This is a genomic window from Ruminococcus sp., from assembly GCF_017650195.1.
In the GTDB taxonomy this organism is placed as follows: domain Bacteria; phylum Bacillota; class Clostridia; order Oscillospirales; family Ruminococcaceae; genus Ruminococcus.
In genome coordinates this window covers 1-12,212 of sequence record NZ_JAGCFH010000197.1, presented here as the reverse complement: position 1 = coordinate 12,212, position 12,212 = coordinate 1, and the positions used below count along the sequence as shown (strand labels likewise).

At 46.8% G+C, this 12,212-nt stretch carries 8 protein-coding genes; 4 read left to right on the top strand and 4 right to left on the bottom strand.

Going from position 1 to position 12,212, the window contains the following annotated elements; translation table 11 throughout:
• A partial coding sequence (locus tag J6U00_RS09150; RefSeq protein WP_296581210.1) for a hypothetical protein occupies positions 1-545 on the bottom strand: 545 nt, incomplete at its 3' end.
• Positions 546-973: 428 nt separating this feature from the next.
• On the opposite strand from J6U00_RS09150, the gene J6U00_RS09145 reads away from it, so the two are divergent.
• Positions 974-2,476 carry a DNA methylase gene (locus J6U00_RS09145; RefSeq protein WP_296581209.1) on the top strand — a complete coding sequence of 501 codons (1,503 nt, stop codon included), beginning with the start codon at positions 974-976 and terminating at the stop codon, positions 2,474-2,476.
• Between the two features lie 71 nt (positions 2,477-2,547).
• Here J6U00_RS09145 and J6U00_RS09140 read toward each other — a convergent pair whose 3' ends face one another.
• Both J6U00_RS09140 and J6U00_RS09135 read right to left on the bottom strand, forming a co-directional pair.
• Positions 2,548-3,363: a response regulator gene (locus J6U00_RS09140; RefSeq protein WP_296581208.1), complete on the bottom strand. Its 816-nt coding sequence runs from the start codon at positions 3,361-3,363 to the stop codon at positions 2,548-2,550.
• Positions 3,344-4,660, bottom strand: a complete 1,317-nt coding sequence (locus J6U00_RS09135) for a histidine kinase (protein ID WP_296581207.1) — start codon at positions 4,658-4,660, stop codon at positions 3,344-3,346. Before J6U00_RS09135 ends, J6U00_RS09140 begins: the two co-directional genes overlap by 20 nt.
• A 761-nt stretch (positions 4,661-5,421) precedes the next feature.
• Here J6U00_RS09135 and J6U00_RS09130 point away from each other — a divergent pair.
• The 3 genes from J6U00_RS09130 (at position 5,422) to J6U00_RS09120 (ending at position 10,160) form a co-directional block, all read left to right on the top strand.
• Positions 5,422-8,196: a dockerin type I domain-containing protein gene (locus J6U00_RS09130; protein WP_296581205.1), complete on the top strand. Its 2,775-nt coding sequence runs from the start codon at positions 5,422-5,424 to the stop codon at positions 8,194-8,196.
• A gap of 222 nt (positions 8,197-8,418) precedes the next feature.
• A complete protein-coding gene (locus J6U00_RS09125; protein ID WP_296581202.1) occupies positions 8,419-9,480 on the top strand; it encodes a histidine kinase in 1,062 nt (353 codons plus the stop codon).
• Positions 9,481-9,533: 53 nt separating this feature from the next.
• Positions 9,534-10,160: a response regulator transcription factor gene (locus J6U00_RS09120; protein ID WP_296581200.1), complete on the top strand. Its 627-nt coding sequence runs from the start codon at positions 9,534-9,536 to the stop codon at positions 10,158-10,160.
• A 125-nt stretch (positions 10,161-10,285) separates the two neighbouring features.
• Here J6U00_RS09120 and J6U00_RS09115 read toward each other — a convergent pair.
• Positions 10,286-12,212, bottom strand: a 1,927-nt coding sequence (locus J6U00_RS09115; RefSeq protein ID WP_296581198.1) for a CotH kinase family protein, incomplete at its 5' end; no start/stop codon positions are given.

The window sequence follows — 12,212 nt, the reverse complement described above, 5'->3', positions numbered from 1 at the left end:
TGGAAGTCTGTATCCTTATACTGTGTCAGGAGCTGTCTGAGAAGATCGAACCTTCTGTTGAAGCAGTGGTCGAGAGTAATCTCGTCAACGCCCCAGTTGCGCCAGTACTCTATATGCTGAATAGTTGTAGGATATGCGTAAAGACCGAGAGTTACGAAGGCGTCCTTGAATTCTCTCTTTACGTACTTTATGAGTATAGGAGAATTGAGGGTGAAAGCCTTGATACCCATATCATACATGGTGTGTATGAATTCACGTATCTTTTTGCCCATTACAGGGTCTATCTCGTTCTGATCCATTGAAAGAGGGTTGATAAGATAGTTAAAGGTTATATCGCGCTTCTGACATTCCTTTACGTAATCAGCAAGCTGATCCATTGAAAAGTCAGGAATGATTGAAGCTGTACGGCCTCCTGGAAGACCATCATATTTTAGTTTTCCGAAAAAGCTTGTTATGGCGTGTTTCTTGTCGTATTGATCAACGACATCGAACAGCTTGTAATCAAAATTACAGCCAAGGTCGAAGGATATTGAATCCTGATTCATGTTTACACATCTCCCTATGAAAGTAGTCAGGACTATACACTGTATGGTATCAGTTATATGGTATGCGCTTGCCGGCGCCTGTAGATATATTTGGATATTACTGTCGTGTTCGAAAGATCTTTTTTGAATGTGTGATCTGCTAAAGTCCTATATTAAAATTATATCATTTGTGATAGAAAGTGTCAATTAACCTTAATGTAAGTACTTGAAAGGCATTTAATCAATTTTTTTGTGGATAATAGCCAATCAACAGTAATTTTTATTGTATGATACAGTATGATATAGCAATATTATGCTATAAATTGGGAGAAATGTGCTAAGCAAAAAAGCACAAAAAAGAAACGTATTTTCTTTTTTTGAAAGTATTGACATTGTGGAGATGCAGTAGTATAATAAAATCAGAACATACATTCGATAGGAGGAGGCTTATGGAAAAAAAATATATAGCAATTGATCTTAAGTCGTTTTATGCCTCCGTGGAATGTGCAGAGAGGGGGCTTGACCCTCTCGATACAAATCTTGTTGTCGCAGACGAGAGCCGCACTGAAAAGACTATATGCCTTGCAGTATCGCCGTCCTTGAAAGCTTATGGAGTGCCAGGCAGGCCAAGGCTTTTTGAGGTCGTAGCAAGGACGGCAGAGGTCAACGCAGGACGTAAATACAGGGCTCCGGGAAGACGCTTCCGTGAAGAGTCATTCAAAGACAGCGAGCTTAAAGCCGATCCTTCCCTTAAGTTGTCATACATAGTTGCAGTTCCGAGAATGGCTCACTATATAGCCTACAGCACGAGGATATACCAGATATACCTGAAATACGTGGCTCCGGAGGATATACATGTATACTCCATAGACGAGGTATTCATCGACGCTACTGCCTATCTGAAAACCTATGGCATGACCGCCCGGGAGCTCGCTATGACCATGATACGTGATGTGCTGAAAAGTACGGGCATAACCGCTACCGCAGGGATAGGCACAAACCTCTACCTCTGCAAGATAGCTATGGATATAGTTGCAAAGAAAATGCCTGCAGATGAAAATGGAGTGCGTATAGCCGAGCTTGACGAAATGTCCTATCGCCGTCTTATGTGGGGGCATCGTCCTATTACGGACTTCTGGCGTGTTGGAAAGGGATATGCCGGCAGACTGGAACGCTGCGGTGTTTTCACTATGGGGGATATAGCACGTATGTCTGCCACGGAATTCGGCGAAAAGGCCCTCTACAGAATGTTCGGCGTGAACGCTGAGCTACTTATAGACCATGCATGGGGCTGGGAGTCGTGTACCATAGCGGATATAAAAAGCTACCGCCCAGAGAACAGTAGTATAAGCTCAGGACAGGTATTGCAGGAGGCAACTCCAAACAGTACTGCAAGACTGATAACATGGGAAATGGCAGATATGCTCTCACTTGACCTCGTGGGAAGGGGACTCGTTTCAGATCAACTCACTATAACCGTCGGCTACGATGCGGAGAATCTCCGCAGGGACTATATAGCGGAGCGGTACACTGGAAAAGTATCCCTTGACCATTATGGCAGACCTGTGCCTGTACACGCTCATGGTACAATAAACCTCAGGGCTCCCGTTTCCTCTGCAAAGCTGATAACAGAGGCGGCTATGGAGCTCTTTGACCATATCACCGATGATATACTGCTTATACGCAGGATAACCGTATGCGCGAACAGGGTAGTGCCGGCGGAGAAAGTACAGGAGGAGCAACGCCAGCTGGACTTCTTTACTGACCCTGAGGAGGACGAGCGCCGCAGAAATGCGGAAAATGCGGAACTTCACCGTGAGCAGAGCTTACAGCTTGCTGTGCTGAGAATGAAGGAGAAATATGGCAAGAACGCGGTGCTCCGCGGAACTAACCTCTGCACCGGAGCTACTGCGATATCACGCAATCAGCAGATAGGCGGACACAGAGCTTAAGCTCAGGTAATGATTAAAAGGGGGGCGTTGACATCGCCCCCCCTATATTTAGGATAGTTATACTTTACAGCTCAGAACTTGTATCCGAGGGATTTTATCCTTTCGGCAGAGTCGCTTATCTCAGCCCACGAATAGTCTATCATGTACTCGCCGTGATAGGTGCTGAAAGCGGCTGTATCTCCTGCAAAGAGGTCGTAGAGGTCACAGTCCACCGCCTCCTTATTCACAAGTATCTGGCGGTTCTGTTTGATTATTACATTGTGGAAGCCTGCGTTCTCTATATCTTTTATAAGGTCGGAAACGTACTGCGATACCTTCTTGGAGGTAGGACGATCAAAGTCTTCTACCTCAAGAACGTCTGCCGCTATTTCCTTGCTCGTTACGGGATAGCCGCATTGGTCTATAAGATACGCGAATATTTCCTTGGAAATAGTCCTTGAAAATTTGAGCGGAACATCGTCCTTCCCGAAGACGCGGAAGTTGCCGAAGGTGCGTATCTTGAGCTTGTCGCTGTTTTTGTCTTCAGGCTGAGGAGAATATCTGAAATTATTAAACTCGTTGCGGATATCCTCTTCCGTGTAGGGCTTCATTATATAGCCACTGGGACGCATCTGTATAGCCGCAAAAGCGTATTCAGAATAGCTCGTGACAAAGACTATATTGCACATGGGAGAATGTTTTTTCAGCTCTATAGCCACCTGTATGCCCGACATCTGACCGATGCGGATATCGAGAAAAGCTGCGTCAAAGGGCTCCTTATCCTCATACTCCATGAACTGTGAGGGGCGGCGAAATGATACTATCTCCGCCTCGGGGCAGACCTTGTGAAGCGTATCTACAAGAAGCTGTAATGCAAATCTTTCATCGTCAATTGCCAGAATTTTCATAGTGATTCTCCTTTGGGATAAGAATAGTACACTCAGTTCCCTCGTTGGGAGCGCTTTTTATTATCAGCTCGCCGCCGCATTCGTCAAGCAGACGCTTGCGAACGTTCGAGATACCTATATGTCCTTCGTCCAGATTGTTTAAGGACTCCACGTCGAAGCCGCCACCGTCATCCTTTATTATAACCTTGTGGAAGCTATCTGTTTCCTCAGTGGATATGCAGACCGTACCGCAGCCACTCTCAGAGCGATTTATACCGTGTTTTACAGCATTCTCCACAAGGGGCTGCACTGTCAGCACCGGCACAGAAAAGTCGCTGTCCTTTACATCGAATATGATATCAAGATCATCGCCGAACCTTATCTTTTCAAGGGAAAGATAGACCTGTGTATGCTCCAGCTCTTCCTTTATTGGGACAATGTTTTTGTTTGTCATAGCTTCGAGGTTCTTTCTGAGAAACTTGGAGAAGTCTATCAGGGCTCTCTTTGCTTGTGAAGCATCCTTGTCGCAAAGATAGGTTATGGACGTAAGTGAATTGTACATGAAATGGGGCTGTATTTGTGAGAGCATAAGCATACGCTTGCTTCGCTCCAGCTCCAGCTCGCTTGTCCTGAGCTTTATCTTCATCTCGCTCTGATAAATGGCAACGAGGTAAAAGTAGTATATTATAACGTCCAGGGCGACTATCTCGTCCATAACGTCCACAACTATGTATGCTGCTTCAAGATAACATTCCGCAAGGGTAAGGAATACTATGAATATCACCGTAACGCCCTTGCTCATTTCCTTTTCCTTGATGAAGAGTATAGAGTACCTCATGAGCAGCAGCAGATATATCATACCCACAAAATAGGGGAGCAGCATGAGAGGACCGTCTACATAATCGAGGTGCTTGTTATAGCTGAATATTATGCCTGGCTTTCCAAGATTTACAGATTCCGCGATAATACAGATCAGCTCAGGCAGGAAGAATACATATTTCTTTTTTACTGGTACTATAAGCAACAGCTCTATATATGCGATAAGCGGAAAGAGTATGTGCTCCAGCGCGGAACGCATATACATCAGTGTCATAGCGGCGTCGTCGGTATAGTTCCTTGTATCATCGTACAGTGTCCACCTGAAAAGATCGTCCGCTGCCTTATTCAGAACGATGAGGGAGAGCACAACAACTATGACGATTATATGATCCGTACCTTGAGGGCGCTCCTTGCGGTTTTCAAGAAGCATTATGATAATGCCTAAAATAAGTGCAAATGATAAAAAATAACTCTTGATTAGTTCTGAAACTATTTCCACGGAATGATCCTCCAAAGAAATGATCTGAATATATAAGATCATTATATCACATTCTGCACTGTTTGTAAAGAAATTTACGACCAATTTTTGTGTGGATTTTCAAAAATTTTTATGTCTCAAAGCTGTTGATTCTGCACAAAAGGCTTAAAATTGATGAAAAAAGGCATTTTATGTCATAAAAAATATGTAAATTTTTTGTTGAACCGTGTGGAACAGGCTGTGATAGAATGAACATAGGATATGAGATTAATATATCGTGAATGTAGATAAGGAGTTCAGACGCTACAGTCGAAGGAACTGGGGGGAAACAGTTATGGTGCGGCCCGCCTTGCCGCCCACAACGGGCTGTGGTGTCTCCTTCTCTACTTTTTGCAGATCCTCTCCGTTCGGAATACGGGCGGTGTTAGAAAAAAGAATCTTCAGATGTCATATGTTTCATTGCTCAACGTTTCGCGCAGCCTATAAGGCTGCGCAATTTTTTTTAAATTACAATTTGTGTGGTTCAGAGCAATTACGCAAGCATTTGCTTACCCTCGCTGCCCAAAAAGATATATTTCTTTTTTTGTTCCTGTGCAGCGGCTTAAAGAAATGTTCATTTTTGACTTCTGCAAAATAGTATTCTTATTATGTCCTATAGTGTCATAACGGTGCAAATCCCTTGACACCGAATATCTGAAATGATAAAATCAAGTTGAAAACAGGCACGGATAAGAAATTGGGAATCAGGATATTAAAATACATAAACAGAAAGGAAAATTACAATGAAAGCATTGAATAAGGCTCTGGCAGGTCTTTGCGCCCTCTCAATCTGCGCTGGCTGTTCCTCCGTTTCAGGCACTACGGAGCCCGGCAGGAATTCTGCGGCAGCAGCGTCCGCAAGCATTGCCGACAAAATGGAATGGGGCACCCTCAAAATAGGCGGAGGAGGTTTCGTTTCTGGAATCGTCACAGGCAAGAAGGTAATGTATGCCCGTACAGACGTAGGCGGCGCTTACAAGTACAACTATGATACCGAAAGCTGGGAACAGCTCCTTGGCTTCATCACCGACGCAGACCGCGGTCTCCTCAGCGTTGACGCTATGGCAATAGATCCTACCGACGATGATACGGTTTATTTCCTTTGCGGCTGCGCTTACTTCTCAAACGAAAAGACAGTTATATTCAAGACCACTGATGGTGGCAAAACCATGAAAGAGATAGACGTCACCAAGCTCATAAAGGTAATGGGTAACGGAGACGGCAGACAGTGCGGAGAATCTATTGCTGTAGATCCCGATAACCCGAAGGTGATATATGCAGGCGGTGACGTTACCTCTGACGAGAAATCCAAATCGGCGCTTATCAAGTCAATAGACGGCGGCGAGACATGGGAGCCCGTTACAGGTTACGACGACCTCGGTCTTTTCACCAAGACTACGAAATGGCCTACATGGACCAGCAATATGGCTAGATCCATAACCGATGAAGCCTACAACTACCAGAACGGCGTTGCGAATATTGCAATTACAGGCGGAAAGGTATATGTAGGAACTTCCATAAAGGGCGTGGCAAACGTCCATGTTGCAAGTACAAATGACGATAAGTTCTCGGTACTCAGCAAGGACCTCCCCACAGATGTATACCCATCACGTATAAACCTTGATTCAAACGGTGACCTGCTTATTTCCTATATCGCAGGACTTGCCTTTAATGGTGCTTCCGGCGGCGCTTACCGTTTTTCGCCGAAGACTGGTACAGTTACGAATCTGCTCTCTCCCGATGCTGGCTACGGATCCGTATGGGCTGATCCTCAAAACCCCGACCACCTTATCGCAGGCACCTGCGGAAGCTGGAAGGATCAGGAGTGGGAGCCCTGGACTGAGGAGCATGGCCCCGCATGGGGCGACCAGTATTTTCGCTCTTTCGACGGTGGCAAGACCTGGGAGAACTTTACTCCCGGAAAGACAAAAGGCTGGGAGCAACCTCTTATTTCCAATTACTTACAGGACGGCGGCTATTCATGGATACGCGACAAGGCTATACACTGGTCGGGTACGGTAGTTACTGACCCGAGAAACTCCGACAGGATGTTCATAACATCAGGAAACGGGGTATTTATTTGTGAGAATCTTTGGAGCACCAGTGAGGACAAGCTTCCTACATTCACATTCCACCCGGACGGTATAGAGGAGGTTGTATCTCTTGATTTCGTCAGCACGGCAGACGGTCTCGACCTTTCGGCTATCGGTGACTATGACGGCTTCGTGCATGAGGCGGTAGACCAGATAGGTCTGCAATATCAGCCGAATATGGGCTCCACCTCAGCTATTGCGGTATGCCCTCAGAATACTGATGTGTGGGCAAGAACTGCCAACGGCGACGGAAATAATACAGGCAGCGGCTACTATACCACTGACCGCGGCAAGACATGGAAGTCCTTCAAGCCTGCATGTACAGGCGGTAAGCTCTCTATAACGGAGCTCTCCTCAGGCAAGTACAGGATAATAAATACGAGTACCACAGGCAGTGTATCTTACAGCGACGACTTCGGCGCTACATGGAAGGGAAGCACAGGCATAAAAGCTACAAAGGGAGTATACACCCTTGTTGATCCGAAGGATTCCAAAACCGTTTATGCTTCCGTGCTCACACATAACGATTACTGGTCATCGGATATGACCAAGACAGAGCCTACTCTTGAGGAGTCCCACTATGCATTTGCGGTAAGCAGCGACTACGGAGCTACCTTCACGGAGACTACGGTATGCAAGTACGATATGTGCGACCACACAGGCGATCCGGCATACCTTGGCAACGGAAGTATCGCAATGGCAGCTGGCTGGTACGGACTTTATCTTATATCTGACAGCGGCAAGACGGTAAAGAAGCTGGACAATGTTTTCTACGCAAAGTGCGTGGGCTATGGAGCTCCCGAGAAGTCAGGCGGAGTCAATACACTCTTTATCTACGGTAAGCCCGATGAATCTGACAAGGAGGGTATCTACCGCTCCACAGACGGTGGCGCTACATGGGTATGTATAAATACCGATCACCTCTACGGAGGCACTGGAAACGGCAACTACCTTGTAGGAGATATGGATGAATTCGGCAAGGTGTATATGTCAACAGTAGGATGCGGTATAGTTTACGGTCAGCTCTCAGACGGCAGTTCAAAGCCGCCGATTACAACGACTACTACAACGAAGCCGGTAACGACCACAACAACCACTACTGTGACAACGACTTTAACTTCTTCCAAAACTACCTCGTCCGTTACAACTTCCGTGACGACCTCCACAACAACGGACAATGATGATAATTACAGCGCAGGCGATGTAAACTGTGACGGTACGGTGGATCTTTCAGATGCCGTACTCATTATGCAAGCACTTGCGAATCCCGATAAGTACGGTGAGAACGGCAAGGATGAGAAGCGTATAACCTCTCAGGGAATAAAGAACGCTGACGTTACAGGAAACGACGGCATGACAACAGGTGACGCAGCCGCTATACAGAGGTATCTGCTTCATCTTATCACCGAGCTCCCTGAAAAATGATAACAGTCCTCTACGCGAGGAATAACTGACAGCGCTGCCGCAGTTCCGGAATATCAACGGAGCTGCGGCGGCTTTTTGTTGACAAAAAAGCAATGATGTTTTATAATTGGTATATCCCCGATAGCCGTCTCTATACGGTTATTGTCATGAACTAAATTCAGGACGGTTGAAGCGGCTTTGCCGCTTCATAATGGCTAAGGTAAGTTTTTAGGAGGTGCATGTTTGAACAGGCTTATTGATAAACTTGCCATACTTACTATATGTACTATCGGTCTGTTGCTGACAGACAGCTTCACTGCGCCTGTCATCACTGTTCTTGCGGCGATAACAGTATCGGCTGCCGTTCAGCTTCTCACAGGCACTCTTGCAGCTTACGTACTGATAGGTGCAAGTACGTTCCTATGCGGTTTTTTTCCACTGTTTTTCTGCACAATGCCGCTGATGCTCTACGACGCACTCTGGGAAAAGAAATGGTGGCTTATACTGCCTGCGGCGACGATAGCATTTAAGCTGGAGGTTCTGTCGCCGAATCAGCTGCTCATAACCGCGGCAGCTGCCGCAGTGGCTTATATAATATATACACGTATATCTGGACTTGAAAAGACCGTGGAAAAGCTCACACAGCTCCGCGATGAGGTTACCGGCAAGAACCGCCAGCTCTCCGAGCAGAATATCCGTCTTGCTCACGCTCAGGACAACGAGATACATCTTGCAACCATGAAGGAACGCAACCGTATCGCCCGTGAGATACATGACAATGTTGGACATCTGCTCACACGCTCGATACTACAATCCGGAGCCCTTATAGTCATAAACAAGGACGAGCAGCTCAAGGAGCCCCTTGAAAGCCTACGCTTCACTCTTGACAGCGCAATGACTAGTATCCGAGAAAGTGTCCACGGTCTCCACGACGACTCCATAGACCTAAAAAAGGTAATATGCGACAGTATAAGCACTGTTGACAGCAGGTTCACGGTGGAGCTAGACTGCGATGTAAGCAACACTATGCCCGGCAATATCAAGCTCTGTATCATAGGCATTGTCAAGGAGGGACTTTCCAACGCTGCAAAACATTCAAACGGCGACAGGATAAGCATAATAGTCCGTGAGCACCCTGCCTTCTATCAGCTCGTGATGGAGGACAACGGTAGCTGCACTGTCATAAAGGAGAGCGGCATAGGCTTGAAGAATATGACCGACCGTGCTGAGGCTCTTAAGGGAAGGATAACCTTCACGCCCTCACCGAATGGGTTCAGGATATTCCTTTCCATACCAAAAACATGATAACATGAGCCGGTACATTGATCACTAATTAATTATAAGAAACAGGAGTTATTATGAACATAGTAGTAATAGACGACGACAAGCTGGTAGCTCTGTCGCTTAAGACCATACTTGAAAGCTCGGGTTCTGTAACCGTTGCCGCTATGGGGCATAGTGGAAGGGAAGCCATAGAGCTGTATCGCAGCAATACCCCTGACGTTATGCTTATGGATATACGCATGGATGGCATGACGGGACTTGAAGCAGGGGAGGAGATACTTCGCGACTTCCCGGATGCGCGTATCCTTTATCTTACAACCTTCTCCGACGACGAGTATATAGTCAAGGCGCTGAATATGGGAGCCAAGGGTTACATACTCAAACAGGATTTTGATGGAATAGTACCTGCGCTTGAAGCAGTCATGCGAGGTCAGAGCGTGTTCGGCGAAAAGATAATCACAAAGCTGCCGGAGCTCATGGTACCCAAGGGGCAGTATGACTTCAACGCCCATGGCATAAGCGATAAGGAGCGCGAGATAATGGAGCTCGTTGCAAAGGGACTTAGCAACAAGGAAATATCAGGACAGCTCTTCCTCGGCGAGGGAACGGTCCGGAATTATATAAGCAGCCTTCTTGACAAGCTCGAGCTCCGTGATAGGACACAACTTGCGGTATATTACTATACCGAGGTTAGGGGCTGAGATGCATATATACAGAAAAACAGCGAAGAGTGGTGTTACTCTTCGCTGTTTTTTGAAGGTGGTTATTTAAAGGAAGATTTCTGATGAATCGTAAAAAGCATTTTCATTCAGCTTTCCCGGATATCTTACGATCTATCGGGAAGAGTCTTTATAAGTCCAAGCAGATGCTTCTGTATAGCAGCTGCGTCGCCAGTTGTAACGCCATCGTTGTTTCCTGAGCAGTCTGCATTGAGAAGACCCTGCCTTGTGATATGGCGGCTGTCGCTGCCGTTCTCACCGTACTTGTTGGGGTTAGCAAGAGCCTGCATGATTAGAACTGCGTCTGAAAGGTCAAGCTGACCGTCACAGTTTACGTCGCCGTACTTTGTTACCTGAACATCAGGATTGGATACTGTAGTAGTAGTTGTTGTTGTTGTTGTCTTTGATGTTGTTGAAGTAGTAGTCCTGATCTCAGAAGGATCGCCAGCTGCGTAAACAGCTTTTATTGAAACGCCCTCGCTTACGGGAACAGTAATTTCGTCTGATGTGGTATTGGAAACTGTTGTTCCGGATACTTCCCAGTGGTCGAATCTGTAGCCTTCCTTAGCCTCAGCCTTTACGGTAACAGGGTAGTCGGTATAGTACTTTCCGCTCCATGTGCTCATAGAATCGTCAAATTTGATCGTATTGAGCTTGAGTGTGCCCTTGCTGCCGTCATTGCTTACAGAAACTGTTGCAAGACTGCCGGTGAGGTTCATGTAGTTCTTCATCATGGAAGTTATGTTGCCGAACCTTGTGTTGTAGAAGGTCTCGAGGAGCTGATAGTCTTCTTCAAATGTCTGCTCATTGTGAGTGTGCTTTGAAGACGGGAAACGCTTGTATGTATCGAGGATCTGCTGCTTGAAGCTCTTGTAGTAGCTGATAGCCTCAGAGGTCTTCTTTGTATCGAAGTTATAGTTAGCCATATCCATGAAGGTGAGCTCAAACTGCTGTCTGAATGTCTCGTTCTTCATTAGATTTGTGAATGCACCGCTGAGTGAGCCACCGCCCATGCCGAAGCCGCCGAAGCCCATGCCGCCGCCGCCAAACTGGCTGAAGCTGTTGTATGTAGGACCGACTTCGTTTACCTTGTCTGCAAGGTTTGCACTGTACTCTGTATCAAAGAGCACCATACGCCATCTTCCATCAGCGTAAGGATTCTCAGGGTCTACAGTATCTGCGCGCCATACAGCGTTGTTGTTGCCCGGCCAGTCGTGGTTGCCCCAGTAAATCTGAGCTGCAAAGTAGTCTGCAAAGCTCTGAAGATCTAGCTTTTCGTTAATCTGCTGATATACAGTATCGCTGGTCATATCTGCACTAGAAATCTGGCTGAGGAGGCTGTTCCATTCGCTGAGATCCTGATCCTTACCGTCCTCAAGAGTGCCGTTCTTGATGTATGCAACATCATTCTTCTTAACGCCGTAATGCGACTTGAAGTAATCAGAGTTGTACTTCTCCGTGAGCTGATAGATGCCCCAGAACTCACCGTCGATGAAGAGTATGCATTCGCTTGTAGCCTGAGTAGCCATATCTCTGTCGGATACGAGAGACTGGTTTACAGAATCACGGAAGAAGCCAGCCATATTGTCGTTTCCGCCGTTTCTTATTGTAAAGCCGTCGAATTCATCGATGACCTTGTTGTTCCTTTCCTTGGTGGACTTGCCTTCAAAGAGATCGTACTCAACAGAGCCCTTGCCGTAGTCCATACGTGCGAAGATATTGAAGCTCTTCTGAGCCCATGCACGGGAAGCTGCGCCTTTTGTTCTGATGCCTACGTCCTGAGATACAACGCTCTTTCCGTTATCGAATATCTCTATATTAGCCGGGCGCTCCCAAGCCTCGCCCTTTTGGTTGTAGTTAGCCTGTGACATGAATGCGAAGTTGCCCATATCGAAGCCACCCATGCCGCCAGCTGCATCGCCGCCCATGTTCCAGCCACCAGCCGCGCCGCCAGCTGCGTCACCGCCCATGTTCCAGCCGCCAGCCGCGCCGCCAGCTGCGTCACCCTGCTGGCCACCGAAGCCGCCCCACTGC

Bases quoted from the DNA above. Each gene is read 5' to 3' on its own strand.
- J6U00_RS09145 (WP_296581209.1), top strand. From the start codon at position 974: ATGGAAAAAAAATATATAGCAATTGATCTTAAGTCGTTTTATGCCTCC.
- J6U00_RS09140 (WP_296581208.1), bottom strand. From the start codon at position 3,363: ATGAAAATTCTGGCAATTGACGATGAAAGATTTGCATTACAGCTTCTT.
- J6U00_RS09130 (WP_296581205.1), top strand. From the start codon at position 5,422: ATGAAAGCATTGAATAAGGCTCTGGCAGGTCTTTGCGCCCTCTCAATC.
- J6U00_RS09120 (WP_296581200.1), top strand. From the start codon at position 9,534: ATGAACATAGTAGTAATAGACGACGACAAGCTGGTAGCTCTGTCGCTT.